The 18,865-nt window shown below is 44.1% G+C and carries 15 protein-coding genes; 14 read left to right on the top strand and 1 reads right to left on the bottom strand.

Translation table 11 applies throughout. The annotated features are described in order from the left end of the window. Nucleotides 1-16: 16 nt before the first annotated feature. The 11 genes from NSS67_RS25355 to glnA all read left to right on the top strand — a co-directional run bounded on the left by NSS67_RS25355 (nucleotide 17) and on the right by glnA (nucleotide 12,842). The gene (locus tag NSS67_RS25355; RefSeq protein WP_339316483.1) at nucleotides 17-877 is read left to right on the top strand and encodes a 3D domain-containing protein; all 861 of its coding nucleotides are present in this window, start codon (nucleotides 17-19) and stop codon (nucleotides 875-877) included. A 176-nt stretch (nucleotides 878-1,053) separates the two neighbouring features. Next, nucleotides 1,054-1,197: a hypothetical protein gene (locus NSS67_RS25350; RefSeq protein ID WP_339316481.1), complete on the top strand. Its 144-nt coding sequence runs from the start codon at nucleotides 1,054-1,056 to the stop codon at nucleotides 1,195-1,197. A 239-nt stretch (nucleotides 1,198-1,436) separates the two neighbouring features. Further along, on the top strand, nucleotides 1,437-2,513 hold the full coding sequence (gene liaF / locus NSS67_RS25345; protein ID WP_339316479.1) for a cell wall-active antibiotics response protein LiaF: 1,077 nt from the start codon (nucleotides 1,437-1,439) through the stop codon (nucleotides 2,511-2,513). Continuing rightward, nucleotides 2,514-3,590 carry a HAMP domain-containing sensor histidine kinase gene (locus NSS67_RS25340; RefSeq protein ID WP_339316477.1) on the top strand — a complete coding sequence of 359 codons (1,077 nt, stop codon included), beginning with the start codon at nucleotides 2,514-2,516 and terminating at the stop codon, nucleotides 3,588-3,590. It abuts the gene before it with no gap. Nucleotides 3,591-3,593: 3 nt separating this feature from the next. Next, the gene (locus NSS67_RS25335) at nucleotides 3,594-4,247 is read left to right on the top strand and encodes a response regulator transcription factor (protein WP_042186223.1); all 654 of its coding nucleotides are present in this window, start codon (nucleotides 3,594-3,596) and stop codon (nucleotides 4,245-4,247) included. A 647-nt stretch (nucleotides 4,248-4,894) separates the two neighbouring features. Continuing rightward, nucleotides 4,895-6,562, top strand: a complete 1,668-nt coding sequence (locus NSS67_RS25330) for a trypsin-like peptidase domain-containing protein (RefSeq protein WP_339316476.1) — start codon at nucleotides 4,895-4,897, stop codon at nucleotides 6,560-6,562. Between the two features lie 106 nt (nucleotides 6,563-6,668). Beyond that, on the top strand, nucleotides 6,669-7,358 hold the full coding sequence (locus NSS67_RS25325) for a response regulator transcription factor (RefSeq protein ID WP_339316474.1): 690 nt from the start codon (nucleotides 6,669-6,671) through the stop codon (nucleotides 7,356-7,358). A gap of 1 nt (nucleotide 7,359) precedes the next feature. After that, the gene (locus tag NSS67_RS25320; RefSeq protein ID WP_339316472.1) at nucleotides 7,360-8,805 is read left to right on the top strand and encodes a HAMP domain-containing sensor histidine kinase; all 1,446 of its coding nucleotides are present in this window, start codon (nucleotides 7,360-7,362) and stop codon (nucleotides 8,803-8,805) included. A gap of 60 nt (nucleotides 8,806-8,865) precedes the next feature. Beyond that, a complete protein-coding gene (locus NSS67_RS25315) occupies nucleotides 8,866-9,822 on the top strand; it encodes a 4-hydroxy-3-methylbut-2-enyl diphosphate reductase (RefSeq protein WP_339316470.1) in 957 nt (318 codons plus the stop codon). 265 nt (nucleotides 9,823-10,087) lie between these two features. Beyond that, nucleotides 10,088-11,134, top strand: a complete 1,047-nt coding sequence (gene aroF / locus NSS67_RS25310) for a 3-deoxy-7-phosphoheptulonate synthase (protein ID WP_076119233.1) — start codon at nucleotides 10,088-10,090, stop codon at nucleotides 11,132-11,134. Between the two features lie 283 nt (nucleotides 11,135-11,417). After that, on the top strand, nucleotides 11,418-12,842 hold the full coding sequence (gene glnA, locus NSS67_RS25305; RefSeq protein ID WP_339316469.1) for a type I glutamate--ammonia ligase: 1,425 nt from the start codon (nucleotides 11,418-11,420) through the stop codon (nucleotides 12,840-12,842). Between the two features lie 232 nt (nucleotides 12,843-13,074). Here the strand turns inward: glnA and NSS67_RS25300 are convergent, their stop codons facing one another. Further along, nucleotides 13,075-13,248, bottom strand: coding sequence for a hypothetical protein (locus tag NSS67_RS25300; RefSeq protein ID WP_339316468.1), 174 nt, complete (start codon nucleotides 13,246-13,248; stop codon nucleotides 13,075-13,077). 607 nt (nucleotides 13,249-13,855) lie between these two features. On the opposite strand from NSS67_RS25300, the gene NSS67_RS25295 reads away from it, so the two are divergent. The 3 genes from NSS67_RS25295 (at nucleotide 13,856) to serC (ending at nucleotide 18,828) form a co-directional block, all read left to right on the top strand. Continuing rightward, a complete protein-coding gene (locus tag NSS67_RS25295; protein ID WP_339316467.1) occupies nucleotides 13,856-16,594 on the top strand; it encodes a cellobiose phosphorylase in 2,739 nt (912 codons plus the stop codon). A 147-nt stretch (nucleotides 16,595-16,741) separates the two neighbouring features. Next, the gene (locus NSS67_RS25290; RefSeq protein ID WP_339316465.1) at nucleotides 16,742-17,629 is read left to right on the top strand and encodes a hypothetical protein; all 888 of its coding nucleotides are present in this window, start codon (nucleotides 16,742-16,744) and stop codon (nucleotides 17,627-17,629) included. A 110-nt stretch (nucleotides 17,630-17,739) separates the two neighbouring features. Further along, nucleotides 17,740-18,828 (top strand): 3-phosphoserine/phosphohydroxythreonine transaminase, encoded by a 1,089-nt coding sequence (gene serC / locus NSS67_RS25285; RefSeq protein ID WP_339316464.1) that lies wholly within the window; start codon nucleotides 17,740-17,742, stop codon nucleotides 18,826-18,828. The last annotated feature ends 37 nt before the right edge of the window (nucleotides 18,829-18,865 follow it).

Genomic DNA, 18,865 nt, shown 5'->3' with positions numbered 1-18,865 from the left:
GGGGGAGGTTTATCACATGAACAAAATGGGCATATTTCAGAGGTTTTGGTGTCTTTTCGTCACAATAGTTCTGCTGTTGACTGTTGCAGGTGTCATTCCTGAATCAAAGCATCAAGCAGTTGTGGCTAACGGTATAGGAGACACATTACAGCACACGGACTTTGGCAATGCGCTATCGAACAAGTTGCAACATACGCAGGCTAACTCTGGCTCATTGAGTACCAAAGAGCAACCAGTTGTACTTGCGACAGGCCGCGCCACATTATTGTCAAATGATCAACATTCTAGAACATCTGTATTACCTGCGACAACGAAAAATAAACCAGCAGCTACATTGTCACCACAGAGCACCAAAGCGCCAGCTACCAAAGCTCCAACTACCAAAGGGAATGGGGGCGCTGGTTCTTCAAAAGCACCAAATTCTGTTCCTGTAGCTGCGCCAGCAGCTGACCAGATTATCACTTCAATGAAAGTGATGGCGACGGGTTATACTGCGGGTTATGAATCTACAGGTAAAACTTCAAAACATCCCGAATACGGAATCACCTATTCAGGTGTGAAAGTACGTAGAGATAAGAATACAGTCTCGACCATTGCTGCTGACCCTAAGGTAATACCGTTAGGGAGTATATTGTATATACCTGGTTATGGGTACGGTATAGTCGCTGATACAGGATCTGCCATTAAAGGGCGGAAGATTGATTTGTATTTTGCTACCACGAAACAGGTGTATAAGGAATGGGGCAAAAAATCAGTTGAAGTTCAGCTCATTAAGCGCGGTAACGGTAAATGTACTGAAGCTATGCTGAAGAAGCTAAGCCAGGCGATTGAGACTTATAATGCCGTACCGCAATCTCTGCTGGAAGAATCCATTTAACATTTAGGATTTGTATTTCAATGAATTTGGTGGATTGAACTTATTTTCACTTGGTCATGCATAATAGTGACATCACCTTGCCATAATACGGACTGGGGCAGAGCATTAGCCTCATCCGAGATGTTCTCTTAGTAAGCATTATCTATGCTGCATAAGAGATAAGGGAGGTGAATTCCGTGGCTAATAATAAAAAATCTAAAGTTCAAGACAATTACAAAACACCGAATGAAAAATACAATGCTGAGTTTGCTGTTGAGAATGACGGCGCTACTAAGCAAAGTGGAAATACTTCTAAACCAGCTCAGAAACCGCAACAATAATGCGCTACTGATGCAGAAGACTGCTGAATAAAGAGACCGTCCCAGATCAGTTTATAACTGAGGGGCGGTCTTTTTTTCATATATATAGTAGTATATAGAATAATATCCCATACGTCTCGGTCTAGAGACTGAGTGGGAGTTCCTTCTCTCGCCGCTGTTTATGAGCGCTTTCTTCCTGTAGACTAAGGCTATAAGATTGAAGAAGAGAGCGTTCCACTAATTTAAAGGGGAAATGGAATATGAAAAGAAGGTTCACAAGTCAGATTTTTGGTGGCCTGATCTTGATAGGGATTGGAGCCATGTTTCTACTCAGACAATTGGGTTACACCGATTTCAGCTTAGGCTATTTGATCTCAAATTATTGGCCTGTTATTTTGATCCTAATGGGGATGAAGCGACTTCTGGGGACGGGAGACGAACATTCAAAAGGTGGATCTTCACCTATTGGCGGTTTTTTCTTTCTGGCGATCGGAGTGTTCTTCCTTGGACGGAACTTGGACTGGTTCGATATTTCGGCCGGGGATTTTTTCAAAATGTTCATTCCAATCATGCTTATTGGTGGCGGACTTTATGTGATTTTTAAACCAAGAGGTTCAGTACCACCAGTGCCACCTGCTCCAACGTCACCGAATGATCACTTTCCTTCAGGAAAAAGCTCACTGGATGTGGAGCCGCCAAAGCCGCTGGATTCCACGCTAGATGAGCAATTTGAACAGAAATTCGGCAAACCTTCTGGTGGGCGAGACTGGAATATTAATCTTCAAAAAGATGAAGAAGAGGATGAGGACGGAACGGGAGCTTTTAAGTCCACCGCTGAATCACGTTGGCAGGAGAAACAGGAGCGCCATGAGCGCAGACGTCAGGAACGTCATGAGCGTCACGCTAGAAGACATGGGGAGTGGCATGAGGAGTTCCAGGAATCAGAGAGTAACAAGGAGTCGACCAATCGCTCTGCTTTTATCGGGGATGTCCACATGGGGCGCGAGCATTTTCAACTGAAGAACACGAATGTCTCGCAGTTTATAGGCGATACTGTCCTTGATCTGACGAACGCGCAAATTGCTTATGGAGAAACGAAAATTAATATCTCCGCTTTTATAGGTGACATTAAGGTGTATATTCCGAATGATATGGATCTGGGTATTTCAGTGAACAGCAGTTCTTTTATCGGCGATATGGAGGTTCTGGATCAGTCTCGCAGTGGATTTATGAGCAGTGTTCAATGCAAGACACCTTACTATAAAGAAGCCGGCAAAAAAGTTCGCATTACCGTAAGTGCTTTTATAGGTGACATTAAAGTTAAAACGGTGGGTTAGATGGGGACGATCATCAGTAATACCAAATGGTTGTTGACGTTCTATTTTTTGCTCAGTGGAGGAGTAAGTGCTGGGTTAATGTATGCGGGCGCCTGCCTTGGTTATATCGAAGTTGAAGATTATCGCATGTGGCTGTATCTGTGCATCGGTATCGTGTTGTGCGCCGTAATTATCGGCTATATGGCAGGTCAGCGGATTCAGCGCCGGATTGATCATCTGGATTTGAACATGCTGCAGGTGGCAAAAGGAAACCTTTCTGTAAGGATGCCAGAGAGCGATGACCAGTCTTTTGCGAGGGTGTATCACGAATTTAATGTCATGATGGATACAGTTGAGAACAAGATGCAGCTACTGCAGCGATTAGGTGAACAAGAGGTTATTGAGAAGGAACAGGCAGCGGAGAGCGCGGTGCTGGAGGAAAGAAGGCGTATGGCCCGGGATTTGCATGATACGGTGAGCCAGCAGCTTTTTGCCATCCACATGTCGGCTTCTTCGCTGCCTAAAGTGCTGAAAGTCAATGAAGCTCAAGGGCAGTTGGTAATGGATCAGTTAATTGCAATGTCACAGATGGCACAAAAGCAGATGAGAGCACTCATTGCACAGTTGCGACCGGTGGAGCTGGAAGGCAGGAATCTGTTCGAAGCACTGGAAAAATGGTTCCCGGACTATTGCCGCCAGAACGGTTTAAAAGGAATGAAGGAGCTTGAACTGCAAGGAGAATTGTCCGAGGCAATTGAACATCAGCTGTTTCTGATTATTCAGGAGGCCATGGCGAATATTGTGAAGCATGCTGGGGCTAGACTGGTTAGTCTATCGCTGCGTGAAGGGTCGAGACAGGTTGTGCTGAGCATTAGTGATGACGGTCAAGGCTTTGAACATATACAGCAAAAACAAGGTTCGTACGGTCTTACCACCATGCGTGAGCGTGCGGAGAAGCTGGGCGGACAAGTGGAGATTATTAGTCGTAAAGGTGCGGGAACGACCATACGCGTACATATCCCTAAGTTTGTGCAAGGGAACTCTGAGTCAGAGGGAAAAAGAGCGATAGGAACAATTACAGAGGACGAGGAGGAATAGAGCATGAGTGTCATAAGAGTATTGCTTGTAGATGATCACGATATGGTACGGATGGGTCTCAAAACATATCTGATGCTGGAGCCGACGTTTGAGGTTATAGGAGAAGCAGCCAATGGACAGGAAGCGCTGGAAATGCTGCGTGCTGGTGGTCATGAAGGTTTGCCCGATCTCGTGCTGATGGATCTGATGATGCCTGTGATGAATGGCGTGGAGACTACTCGTGCGGTGCTGTCAGAATTTCCTGGCCTCAAAATCGTTATCTTGACCAGCTTCCTTGAGGATGACCTCGTCGTAGACGCTATAGAAGCTGGAGCAGTCAGCTATGTGCTCAAAACTGTGTCAGCAGAGGAGCTGATCTATGCACTGCAAGGTGCATTCCGTGGTATGCCAGTCATGACTGGCGATGTATCGCAAGCGCTGACACGTGGCATTCGCCAGCGAACTGTGCAAGGCGATTCCTCCGGCTTGACAGAGCGTGAGAAGGAGGTTCTGCTGCTCATTGCCGAGGGCAAGACCAATAAGGATATCGGCGAGGAGCTGCATATCAGCATCAAGACGGTGAAGACGCATGTTAGCAACCTGCTAATGAAATGCGAGCTTGATGATCGTACTCAGCTGGCTATTTATGCTCATCGGAAGGGTTGGGCTCAGGGGTAGGGTAGGTTGGTTATTGGTGCTTAAAAGTGGGCTTTAACAACGCTCGCAAGTAACCCTCCGAACCCGTAAACCAGACTTAGAATCTACACACTTTGCGGATTAGGGAAATCCTCCCTAAAATTAGTCAATTATCCGTTCAAATTGTGGCTTTTAGGGAATTCCTCCCTAATCAATACGAGAATACGCTCTTTATGAATGAATCGCCCCGATAATTAGGGGGATTTTCCCTAATTCACGCTTGGCACACGATAAATCTCACATTATTAGGGAGGTTTTCCCTAATTAATTATTTAAGCATGTTGTATGTTTGGAAGTTCGGGCCGCGTTGTTTTCCGCGCCCGAACTTCTTTTTTTACTTCCCTGCTTAGGGATTGGGTATCAGAGCGAAAAGTTTACGTCCGCCTTTGAAATCATATTCCACCCGCAGGGTCAATTCAAAGGAATATGATTTCAACAGCGGTGTAGCCTGAAACCCAGTCCCTCCTAACAAAGGTGTGCCTCCTGAAACCAAATTCCGACTATTTGCCTATATCTTTTATCTCCGCTTAAATTGTTTTTAATGTGACCTTAAGGTTTAAAGTACAAAATAAGAAACAAGAAAACAAATTAATCCTTGTCAGGATGACAGGGTGCAGGAGGAATAGAACATGGACGATAACAAAAATAATTTCAATCGTGACAATGGACCGGCACCGGATCGGGAATGGGACAATAATAACAATAGCAGCAATAATAACCCGTCATCTGAATCAGGATCATCATACTACTATTCTTACGGTCCATTTAAATCTTTGAATAAAGATGAAAGTAACGTTGACGGAAGTGCTCAGCATTACAATCGGATGGAGCCGGAGCGGGTAGAGATTACACCTCCACAGCCCGTAAAACCACTCCCATATAACAGTTCATTCCGCAGTACAGGCTACGATGGTAATGGCGGTGGACGAGGTGGAAACGGCGGAGGCGGTTCTGAAGGTGGCGGTGGCTGGCAATTTAATAAAAAGCCAAAAAGCTCAGTAAAAACAGTATTGATTTCTTTCCTAGCTGGTATGGTCGTTCTCTCCGGTTCAATGTTTATGGCGGATCGAGGCAACTGGTTCACAGGGGATACAGCCTCAACCATTGCAAGCTCAGGATCGAATGGTACAGCGAAGACGACGGATGAGAGTGCTAATGTTACACCTAATACTACTACAACATCATTGGTGAAAGGATCTCGTGATGTAACGGGGGTAGTTGATGCGGTTGGACCAGCAGTCGTCAAGATTGAGACATTAGTGAAATCGGGTTCGCGTAATGGAAGTTCATCCAGTCCGAATTTGAGTGATCCGTTCTCTCAATTCTTCTTCGGAGATCAATACGGTGGAAGTGGTTCTTCACAAAATGAGCAGGATTCCAAGTCAGGATCAGATTCGTCATCACAGCTTATCCCTCAGGGTATTGGAACAGGCTTCATTTATGAGAAATCTGGATATATTTTGACCAATCAGCACGTCATTGAAAATGCAGATGTAATCCAAGTTACAGTGGATGGCGTTACCAAACCATACGAAGCAAAATTGCTGGGCTCTAGCAAGGATCTGGACTTGGCAGTACTGAAGATTGAAGGAGACAAGGACTTCCCTACAGTTGCTCTTGGAGATTCGGATAGTCTGAAAGTAGGATCAGAAGTGGTTGCTATCGGTAACCCGCAAGGCTTCGATCATACTGTAACTTCCGGTGTACTAAGTGCAAAAGGACGTAGTATTGATATTGCGGAAGAAGATGGTAGTGGAACACGCAACTACAAAAATCTGCTGCAAACTGACGCTTCTATCAACCCTGGTAACTCCGGTGGTCCACTGCTCAATATGAATGGACAGGTAATTGGTATGAACGTAGCGGTTAGCACAGATTCCCAAGGTATAGGTTTCGCTATCGCTGTGAATACGATTAAAGAAGTCGTAGATAAACTGGAAGCGAACCAAGCGATTCCAAAAGAACCAGTTCCATTCATTGGAGCAACGCTTATGACAATTACAGATGAGGTTGCTAAGCAAATGGGCACAGATATTAAAGAAGGCTCTGTTGTAGCAGATATTATCTTTAAATCGCCAGCATATGCCGCTGACTTGCGCCCTTACGATATTATTACAGGTGCGAATGGAACAAAGTATGCAACGAACCAGGATCTGATCGCTTTCATTCAAACGCTAAAAGTCGGTGACAAAGTAACACTAAATGTAGTGCGCGATGGTAAACCAATGGATCTTTCCGTTACCATCGGCAACAAAAATGATTTTGATACGACTACTGGGCAAAGTCAGCAGAAATAACACCGGACGGTGAATAACGCGGAAGGGGCAACCCTTCCGTTTTTGTCTAATCATGGTGTGACTGCTACAATATAAATAAATAGAAATGAACAATGGGGGCTGCTTGATGCGACCGAATATTCTTATTATTGATGATGATGAAAAAATTATCTCCATGCTACGCCGGGGGCTAGCCTTTGAAGGCTACGATGTAAAGACTGCGGTAAATGGAGCGGATGGTTTACGGGCAATCCTAAGTAGCGATCCGGATGTAGTTATTTTGGATGTTATGATGCCTCAGGTAGACGGCTTTGAAGTATGTCGTCGTTTGCGAGAAGGGGGGAGTAATGTGCCTGTTCTAATGCTTACGGCCAAGGATGAAATTGAGCATCGTGTGAAAGGACTCGATCTAGGTGCGGACGATTATTTAGTAAAACCATTTGCACTGGAAGAATTGCTTGCTCGGGTACGTGCACTGCTTCGGCGTAAGAGTGAGCAAGGTGGAGGTGGTGAGCAAGCCGTTACTTACGAAGATATTACTCTGGATGTGGATTCACGTGAAGTGACACGCGCCGGCAAGAGACTAGAGCTAACGGCAAAGGAATTCGAGCTACTACATCTCTTTATGCAGAATCCGAAACGGGTGCTATCGCGGGATCTGATCATGGATAAAATATGGGGATATGATTACAGCGGTGAATCTAATGTACTTGAGGTATACATAGCTATGCTACGCCAAAAGACGGAGGAGCATGGCGGTAAACGCCTCATTCAAACGATCCGGGGTGCCGGTTACATTCTAAGAGGTGACAACTAACATGTCTATAAGATTGCGGCTGACTGCTTGGTATTCAGGGATTTTGGCCGTTATGCTGCTGGCCTTATCAGCCGCAATTTACGGTTTTGTCTATTTTAATACGTATGGCGACTTGAAAGATCGTCTAAGAGTGCAAGCGGAGCAGACGAAACCCTTGTTTAAAGTTGATCGCTACAACGGTGAGTTGAAGCTTGGCGGAGTCGGTCCTGAAAACTCCAATTTGTATACACAAATTTATACTTATGGCAGCAATAGTTTGTCACTATCGGAGAATATGATTAACTTTGGCCTTCAGTTTGATTATCCTGCTCAAGATAAAGTTGCAAAAGGATTTCGTAACGTAACTGTAGACGGTAATCAGTTCTTGATCTATGAAATGCCTATTGAGCTAGAGCATTTTAATAATAATCCAGTTGCTGTATTACAAGTTGCTGCCTATGTGAGTGAGCAGAATAAGCTCTTGGAGCGTCTGAAAAATATATTACTCGTCGGGTCTTTTGCTACCTTGATAGCAGCGTTCACTTTTGGTTTATTCCTGGCCCGTAAAGCGATGAGTCCCATTGGAAACGTCATTGAAGCTGCAAATGGGATTCAGACGGGGAATGACCTAAGCTCCCGTATTGAATATGATGGACCACCAGACGAAATCGGTCGTCTCATTGAGACTGTCAATAACATGCTTGGACGTATGGAAGGGTTCTATACAGAGCTTGAGGATTCTTATGCGGCACAGCGTCGCTTCGTTTCCGATGCATCACATGAGCTGCGGACTCCGCTAACGACCATTCGTGGGAATATTGATCTGCTGCAAAAAGTATGGGAGATGGAGCCGGGCGAAGGGAAGATGAGCGAGGCAGAAATTCGTCAGCTCTCGATGGAATCGGTGAAGGATATCGCGGACGAGTCTAAGCGAATGAGTCGTCTGGTAGCAGATATGCTCTCTCTTGCGCGTGCTGATACAGGACGGACCTTTGAGATAGAACCAGTGGCACTGGAACCCATGATGACTGAGATTGCGCGTCGGGCATCATTCCTACCTCGTCAAGCGGAGTGGGTTACAGGAGATATGTCCTCCTTAAATGGAAAGTATGTTGTTGGAAATAAAGATTATTTACAACAAATGTTGTTCATTTTTATTGATAATGCATTCAAATATACACCTTCCGGCGAGGTAAGTTTAGATACCGTCTTCTATCAGAATCAAGTTGGTATTCGGATCTCCGATACAGGTATTGGTATGGATAAAGATGAGGTTCCATATATCTTTGACCGCTTCTACCGTGCTGATGAATCGCGGGGAATTACGGAAGGCATCGGGCTTGGCTTATCCATTGCGAAGTGGATTATTGATGAACATGGTGGGTCTGTGGAGGTTGTTACACGTCAAGGTGAGGGAACCACTTTTGTGATCTGGTTGCCGCTTCTCTTTGCTCCGCCGCTGGAATAGGGTATAATTTAAAGTGTGTCCTATTACAGCAGTCAACGAAAGCAGAAAGTTGGTGAAGTCATGGAAGTCATTAAAATTTCTCCCCGGGGATATTGTTACGGAGTAGTCGATGCTATGGTAATGGCACGGCAGGCTGCGCAAAATCTCGATCTTCCCCGGCCGATTTATATACTGGGCATGATTGTGCATAATAGTCATGTCACGAATTCATTCGAGGACGATGGCATTATTACCTTGGACGGTCATAACCGTCTGGATATTCTCGATAAAGTAGACAGTGGAACTGTTATATTCACTGCTCACGGAGTTTCACCTGAGGTGCGTAAGATGGCAAGGGATAAAGGGTTGACTACGGTCGATGCTACCTGTCCTGATGTGACTAAGACGCATGATCTCATTCAGGAAAAAGTCGACGATGGCTATGAGGTTATTTACATCGGTAAGAAAGGCCATCCGGAACCGGAAGGTGCTGTCGGCATTGCTCCAGAGCATGTGCATTTAATTGAAAAAGAAGATGAGATTGCAACGCTATCCATCCCTTCTTCACGGATTGTGATTACGAATCAGACCACTATGAGTCAGTGGGATATTAAAAATATTATGAAAAAGCTTCTAGAGACCTTCCCAGGTGCCGAAGTGCATAATGAGATATGTATGGCTACTCAGGTGCGCCAAGAGGCTGTAGCGGAACAGGCGGGCCAATGCGATCTAGTGATTGTTGTTGGCGATCCACGAAGCAACAACTCTAATCGTCTGGCACAGGTGTCGGAAGAAATCGCAGGTGTTCCTGCCCATCGGATTTCTGATGTGTCTGAACTTAACACAGACTGGCTGAAGGGTGTAAATATTGTAGGGGTTACTTCTGGCGCGTCTACACCTACACCGATTACGAAAGAAGTTATTAATTATTTGGAGCAGTATGATTCCGAGAATCCCGAAACATGGGAGATCAAGCGTACCGTGAATATGGCGAAGTTACTTCCTCCGGTTAAGAATAAGAGTGCAAGTAATACTTAATGCGCTGTAATAGAACTTATATATTTGTGTTAGAACAAAAGCGTGTATCCTCGTCTATCGAGGTTACACGCTTTTCTATTTATATAAAAGCGTTCTCATCTAATAAATTAGGAAATAGGATTGACGACAATGGATTTTTGGAGTAAAATCACTTTAACGATTAAAAGCATAAAAGCTTAAAAGCTTAAAAGCGCACACGCGTCGTAGCGCGAGTGCGACCAGCGAAATTATTATAAATTATTAGTGTAGAGAGGAAGTTATTAAAATGATCGTCATTACATCCAATCAAACTCCAGAAGAGCAGGTTAAAGATATTATTGCAGTTATCGAAAGAGAGGGCTTGCAGGTACATCTCTCCAAAGGTGCAGATCACACCGTTATCGGTTTAGTAGGAAGTGTCACTCCTAAGCTTGCAGAGCATTTGCGGCAAATGAAGGGTGTGGAGAACGTCGTGAAGATCTCCAAGTCCTATAAGCTAGCTAGCCGTGATTTCCATCCAGAGGATACCATTATCGATATCAAGGGTGTGAAGATTGGTGGAGAGAATCTGGTAATTATGGGCGGGCCATGTGCCGTTGAGTCTCCAGAGCAGATTGATGAAATTGCCCGTCTAGTAAAAGCTTCAGGTGCTCAGGTACTGCGTGGAGGCGCATTTAAGCCCCGTACAGGTCCATACAGCTTCCAAGGTGTAGGTGTAGAAGGTTTGACTATGATGGCTGAAGCAGGAAAGCGTCATGGCCTGTTGACCATTACAGAGGTTATGACACCAGAGTATGTGGATATTTGTGCAGAGCATGCTGATATCCTCCAAGTGGGTACACGGAACATGCAGAACTTTGATTTGCTGCGCAAGCTGGGTACTTGTGGAAGACCCGTTCTTCTGAAACGTGGCTTCAGTGCAACCTATGATGAATTGCTCAATGCAGCCGAGTACATTTTGGCAGGCGGAAATAAGGATGTAATGCTCTGTGAGCGTGGTATTCGTACATTTGAGACTTACACTCGCAATACGCTGGATCTATCGGCTATTCCGGTTCTACAGAGCTTAAGCCACCTTCCGGTAATCTCTGACCCAAGTCACGGCACTGGACGTCGTGAGTTAGTTGAACCTATGGCTAAAGCTTCAGTTGCTGCTGGTGCAAATGGTCTAATCATCGAAATGCACACAGATCCGGACAATTCCATGACAGGTGATGGTGTTCAATCGTTATTCCCTGAACAGTTCGATAATCTACTTAAGGATCTGGAAAAGCTGGCTCCGATTGTTGGACGTAAGTTTTCAACTTCGCCAGAAACCGTTTCGGCGCTATAATTTTTAAGTATATAACTATCGTAGAAGTCCTCTTAACCCGCGGTATAGTGGGATAGTAGGGCTTCTTTTCTTTTGGATAAGTTATAGAAGGTATGAGTATTAGCAAAAATAACGGATTTCACGAAAGCGTTAGAATATCTTACATTGCTGAAAGAAATACCTGACATAAGCATTGACGATGTTAGGTATGAGATTTATAATGACGACAGCAAATAAAAATAAAACAAGAACATTTGCATACTGTGAGGGGCTTAATGTTCGGAACTTGGGGGAGGAAAAATTCATGTCGGTTGAAAAAGTGTTGCAAACAATTAAAGAAAACAATATCGAGTGGGTAGATTTTCGATTCGTAGATTTAGGTGGCCGTGCTCACCATATTTCTCTGCCTGCTTCTGAAGTGGAAGATGAAACTTTTGTAAATGGGGTAGCATTCGACGGTTCTTCCATCAAAGGCTTCCGTGGTATTGAAGAATCAGACATGGTTATGATGCCTGATCCGAACAGTGTGTTCATTGATCCATTTACAGCTCATCCAACGCTTAACGTAATGTGCGACATTTACACTCCTGATGGCGAACGTTATGAACGCGATCCTCGCGGTATTGCTGTGAAAGCAGAAGAATTCCTACAGAAGAGCGGAGTTGGTACATCGGCATTCTTCGCACCTGAGTCTGAATTCTTTATCTTTGACGATGTTCGTTACGAGAGCGGTATGAACAGCTCCTCATTCTTCGTAGACTCTGAAGAAGCGGCTTGGAATACAGGTCGTAAAGAAGAGGGCGGCAACATGGCGTTTAAAGTGGGTGTTAAAGGTGGATATGTACCTGTAGCTCCTGTGGATTCCCAACAAGATATTCGTAGTGAAATGTGTCGTCTGCTTGCTGAAACTGGACTGCGGATTGAGCGTCATCACCACGAAGTAGCAACTGCAGGCCAAGCGGAAATCAACTTCCGTTTTGATACTTTGAAGAAAACTGCTGATAATCTCATGACTTATAAATATATTGTACAAAACACTGCACGTCAGTACGGCAAAGTAGCAACTTTCATGCCAAAACCGCTGTTCGGCGATAATGGTAGCGGAATGCACGTACACCAATCAATCTTTGACGGAGACACTCCTTTGTTCTACGAAAAAGGCGCTTATGCTAACTTGAGCGAAATGGCTCTTCACTACATCGGCGGTATTTTGTACCATGCACCAGCTTTGATCGCTTTGACTAACCCAAGCACCAACTCATTTAAACGTTTGGTTCCTGGTTACGAAGCACCGGTTAACTTGGTATACTCCAAAGGAAATCGTTCTGCTGCAGTTCGTATCCCTGTAGCAGCTGTGACACCAAAAGGCTGCCGTATTGAGTTCCGCACACCGGATTCCACGGCTAACCCATACTTGGCATTCTCCGCAATGCTGATGGCTGGTCTGGACGGAATTAAGAACAAAATCAACCCACAAGAACTGGGTTATGGTCCTCTGGACAAAAACATCTACGAATTGTCCGATGCAGACAAAGAGAAGATCCGCAGCGTTCCAGGTAGCCTGGGCGAAGCACTTGATTCTTTGGAAGCTGATTACGAGTTCCTTACTGAAGGCGACGTATTTACTAAGGACTTCATTGATAACTATATCGCTCTGAAACGTTCTGAAGCACAAGAGGTTGCAATTCGTGTTCATCCACATGAATATTCTCTGTACTTCGACCTGTAAGATTGCTAAAAAAATATAAAGCTTAAACAAATAAAGGTGTTCCAAAAGCCATGTAAATGGCTTAGGAACACCTTTTGTGTTGATCTGGGATTGTAACAGACGTTCTGAGTAAACATCCACGTTTTTTTCTTCTATAGATAAAGGCTTAACGCCTTGTCGCCACTTTATAAAGTAAAGGATTATCTAAAGGTGGTCTACACTAAACCTGGCTCTGAAGCGCCACAGGATTCTCTTATGATGAGCTCTGGTCCACGCTAAATAAACGTGTACCTGACTGCTTGTTAATCAGGTCGTGCAGCATTAACGCAGCTAGTCGGCTGATCTTATCTTTATTTTGTCTGATCGTAGTCAATAGTGGTGTTGTGTAATAGCTGATCAGAATCCGCGAAGCTACCGATGTAATCAAGTTCGCGGATTAAACCAGGATTGTTGCCTGATAGCTTTAAATCGAAATAGATACCTCAGCTAATTTCGCTATATCTTTGATATTAGTGCCTCAATTAGTCTTCTTTTTTTATAAAAATGCTCCTTGGAATATGGGGAAAATGTATTTCAGACTGTTTCCATGTGAATTATAATTTTATATTACGAAACTGTTTCGTAAATGGTTTTGTAATTTTACAGGTAAATATTCAATGGATAATTTAACTGACTAACAGATTAATCCATGATATAGAAGGTTTTTTTTAGATAGAAAGTTAAAAAACGCTCAAAGCCAATGAATGATAAAAAGGCTTTACAAAGATAAATGACGATGTAATAATAAAAATAACGAAACCGATTTCGGACTGTCCGTGTTAAAGTTTCGCGATTACACGGAAAAGCAAGTTGTGATGTCAGGTTTCTTCTATTAATAAAGAAAAATATTTGAACGAAACGGTTTGACTGTTTCAACAACAAGGACAGAGTTCATCAGTGTTCGGATTGCGCGTTAAGTTTTTTGGTAGCGGCGAAGGTGTATTGGCAGATGAGGTTTAAGCTTAAGCAGGTGTGTAAATGAGAGGATGAAGATAATGGACCATAAAAAAATTCATGGCTTTGAATTCACCGGAAATGATGGGGAGTTCAGGCTTCAGCAACCGGATCGAAGTAGTTTTTTATACTTTCCTCTAGTAAATGAGGGGGGGATGATGTCGACTGTAACCCCGAAGCTTCATGGTCAGGTGACAACAGGTCATAATACATTTTTGACACCGCCATTATCTGTTGAAGATTTGCATAATTCACGCGCTTCACGTAATTTCTGGGTATACATCGAAGGCAAGGGCGCTTGGTCCGCAGCAGGAAATTCTGCTAAGCAAAATGCAGCGTTCTACACCGCATCTGCTGATGACGCAGTATTGGAGGCTGGATTCCTATGGCATCGGGTCACTCGCAGCAACTCAGAGATGGGTGTAACAGCTGAGATTACTAGCTTCGTACCTAGTGGTAACGATAAGGTAGAACTAATGAAAGTTAAATTGACGAACACGGGAACAGAGAAGCTTACTCTAACGTCGACAGCCGTAGTTCCGATGTATGCCCGTTCCGCAGATGATCTGCGGGATCACAGACATGTAACCTCCCTACTGAACCGGATTTACACTTCAGCTTATGGGGTTGAGGTTCAACCTGCACTTTCTTTTGATGAGCGTGGTCATCGTATTAACCATACCACTTACGGTGTATTTGGAGCGGAAGGCGACGGTAGTCAGCCTGTTGGCTTCTTCCCGATTCAAGAGGAATTTATCGGTGAAGGTGGAAGCCTTGACTGGCCAGAAGCAGTTATTCTGAATACTACTCCAGAGATTGGCAAAGGTGGGGGCGTGGATAGAGAGGGTTATGAAGCGGTCGGTGGCCTTTGTTTTGCTCCAATTACCTTGTCTCCTGGTGAAAGCCATTCTTATGTCGTAGTTATGGCAATTGATAGTGATAGAATGAACGTTGAAGCGATGATGAGTAAATATGGTACATCTGAAGCTTTTGATCAACTACTAGAGGAAACTAAAATCTTCTGGGCAGATAAAGTGAATATGGTTGAATTTCATACAGGCGATTCGGATGCAGACCAATGGATGAAGTGGGTTACTATCCAACCGGTACTTAGAAGGCTCTATGGTAACTCCTTCTTACCGTATCATGATTATGGTAAAGGTGGGCGTGGCTGGCGAGATCTTTGGCAAGACTGTTTGGCGCTGCTTATAATGGAGCCTTCTGAAGTTCGCAGCTTACTCTTCAACAATTATGCTGGAGTAAGAATCGACGGCAGTAACGCAACTATCATCGGTCAACAGCCAGGTGAATTTATCGCTGATCGCAACAATATTCCGCGTGTATGGATGGATCATGGGGCATGGCCGTTTTTAACAACGATGCTCTATTTGGATCAGAGCGGTGATCTTGATTTCTTGTTGCAAGAACAGACTTATTTCCGAGATACTTTTATGAGTCGTTGTAAGGAACGTGATACTTCTTGGGATACCTCTGCAGGCAATGATCTTAGAACAGCTTCTGGGGAAATCTACAAAGGTACAATTCTGGAACATATTTTGCTGCAAAATCTTGTTCCATTCTTTAATGTAGGAGAACATAATAATATCCTGCTCGAAGGCGCGGACTGGAATGATGGTCTCGATATGGGTACGGATCGCGGAGAGAGTGTGGCTTTTACATCTTTCTATGCTAGCAATTTATTAGATATATCTCGGATGTTGCGTACTCTTAAGACTGCTAAAGGTCAGGAAACGGTTGAATTGGCAGAGGAAATGCTGCTGCTGCTGGATACGCTTAACGAGCGTGTGGATTACGGTTCTGTATCAGGCAAACATGAGAGACTGGATCGATACTATGCTGTCGCACCAAATGAGGTAAGCGGAGTTCGTGTATCTATAGATATTGATAAAGCAGCTGACGATCTGGAGCAAAAGGCGGAATGGATATTCAACCATTTGCGCAGCAATGAGTGGGTACAAAGTGAGAATGGCGATGGCTGGTTTAACGGTTATTATAATAACGATGGTGAACAGGTAGAGGGAGAATTTCCTGAAGGTGTTCGTATGACGCTTACGGGTCAAGTGTTCCCGCTTATGGGTCATGCAGCAGCTCCAGAGCAAATTCCACACATTATTGCTGCTGTAGATCGTAATCTATTCGATGACAAAATTGGCTACAGACTTAATACCCGTTTCGGTGGGATTCAGCAGAATTTAGGTCGTGCTTTCGGCTTTGCCTTTGGCCATAAAGAAAATGGGGCCATGTTCAGTCACATGACCATCATGTATGGAAATGCGTTGTACAAACGTGGTTATGTAAAAGAAGGTTATAAGGTCCTCGAATCTCTTTACAGCTTGAGTACAGACTTTGCAAAAGCTCGCATCTACCCAGGTATTCCTGAATATATTAACGAGCAAGGCAGAGGAATGTATACGTATTTAACAGGCTCAGCAAGCTGGCTCTTGCTAACCATGGTCACTGAAGTATTTGGTGTGAAGGGCAAGCTGGGCAATCTATTGCTAGAACCTAAGTTAGTAAAAGAACAGTTTGATTCCGAGGGTAAAGCATCTATTAAGACAATCTTTGCAGATCGTGAGTTAGAAGTGGTCTATAAAGCCACAGGAAGCTTTAACTACGGAGAGTACCAAATACACTCCATTACCTTGAATGGCAGCGAGGTGACGCTGCAGTGCGGCTCAGAAAGTGCGATTATTCCACGCGAAGAGCTACTTGCTCTGCAGACAGAGAAGCGTCACGTGATTGAAGTGATACTCGCGTAATCTTAACAAGATATAAATAAAACGTCTGCACCGTTATGAATAGCGGCTGCAGGCGTTTTTTTAGAAAACAATTTCCTTATATTTCTACAAAAAAATGATATAATGGGCCTAATTTATTTATTTAATGATTGAAAGGGTGTATGAAGGATGGGTTGTAGGCTGTCAAATGGCGTATTATCTGTTGATATCGCTGATATTGGAGAAGAGTATAAAGGGACTCGTTTTGACTGGACGGGGTTTATCACACAAGTTACGTTAGAAAAGGGTAAACATACGTTTTGTGTGCCAGAAAGCTTAAAGGAAGGCGAAGGTACTGGAGGCGTTGGACTGTGCAACGAGTTTGGCATTTCCCGGGCAATTGGATATGATGAAGCGCCGACTGGAGGGTGGTTTCCAAAGCCCGGAATCGGATTGTTACAAAAACTGGATTCTCAGAGCTATAGCTTTCATAGCAAATTTTCACTAAGCCCTTTTGCGGTTGATATGGAGGTTAAGGATGATTCAGTTACATATACTGTCCAGCCGATGGAAAACAATGGATACGCGATGCTTTTGACCAAAACGATTTCTATAAAGGACGACCAATTGAAAATTGCATATGAAATGCATAACAAAGGAGATAAACCATTCCAAACCGAGGAGTATGTCCACAATTTCATCGGAATTGATGGTTTGAACATAGGTGCAGATTTTGAATTGCGTCTCCCGAGTACGCTCAAAGTAGAAGAACCAGAATCTCAATATACGAACAACTTGCTTGAGGTATCTGGTAATACCCTCACTTGGTCAGAAGAGCCGGATAAAGCATTTTACTGCAAGCTGAGTGGTTTAGAAGACCTGAAAGCTGACTTCAATTGGGAGTTGGTCCATAAGCCTAGTGGAACAGGTGTACGCGAGAGCGGAGATTTCCCAGTTGCACGAATGGCACTATGGGGAGAACGCCATGTGGTGTCACCTGAAGTTTTTGTGAACATTAGTCTTTTACCGCGTGAAAGCAAGTCCTGGAGCCGAACTTATCATTTTTTCACTACATGATAAGCGCTATTCCGAGCTTTCATGTGAATAATTATACTTGATGGTGTGTGATATTATTGCTATCATAAGCGATATCCATATTGATAGGAGAGAAAGGGTGGGGAGTAGTTTTGAATAAGAGAGCATACAATTTTAATGCCGGACCGGCAGCATTGCCGCTGACGGTACTGGAACGCGCACAAGCGGAGTTTGTTGATTTCCGGGAAAGTGGAATGTCTATCATGGAGATGTCGCACCGTGGAGCAATCTACGAATCCGTGCATAATGAAGCGCAGGAACGTCTGCTTTCGCTCCTCGGCAATCCAAAAGGCTATAAGGTATTGTTCTTACAAGGTGGAGCAAGCACACAGTTTGCTATGATCCCTATGAACTTGATCTCTGAGGGCCAAGTAGGTAGTTATGTAATGACAGGAAGTTGGGCTGATAAGGCTATTAAGGAAGCTAAAATGCTTGGAGGCGCTCATGTAGCTGCTTCTTCAGAAGATAAGAAATTCGTAGCGATTCCTGAGTTAAGCTCGATCAAGGCTGCGGATAATGCTGCTTACCTTCATGTAACTTCCAATGAGACCATCGAAGGAACGCAATATGCGGAATTCCCGGATGCTGGCTCGATCCCGCTAATTGCAGATATGTCTAGTGATATTCTATGTCGTCCAATTGATGTGAATCAATTCGGAATGATCTATGCTGGAGCACAGAAGAATCTCGGTCCTTCTGGTGTAACTGTAGTTATCGCCAAAGAAGAACTGCTTGCAGAATCACCTTCTAACATTCCTACAATTATGCGTTACAGTACTCATTATAAAAATAACTCTCTTTACAACACACCTCCATCTTTCTCAATATACATGGTTAACGAAGTATTAAAATGGATTGAGGAGCAAGGTGGTTTAGCTGGCATCGAAGCCAAGAACCTTGAAAAAGCGGGTCTGCTTTACGATCACATCGATGGAAGTGACGGCTTCTACAGTGGGGTTGCTGAGAAGAGCAGTCGCTCCATTATGAACGTTACCTTCCGGATGCAATCGGAAGAACTCGAAAAGCGCTTTGTTAAAGCCGCTGAACTGGAAGGTTTTGTCGGCTTAAAGGGACATCGAAGTGTGGGTGGCTTGCGTGCTTCCATCTACAACGCAGTTCCTTATGAAAGTGTAAAAGCACTTTCCGATTTCATGAACCATTTCCGGCAAACTCAAGGTTAATGAACTATATCGTAAACCTTCCGCCTATGGGTGGAAG

It is taken from the genome of Paenibacillus sp. FSL R10-2734 (assembly GCF_037963865.1).
Lineage (GTDB): Bacteria > Bacillota > Bacilli > Paenibacillales > Paenibacillaceae > Paenibacillus_AQ.
This window is presented reverse-complemented; position numbering and strand designations above follow the sequence as displayed.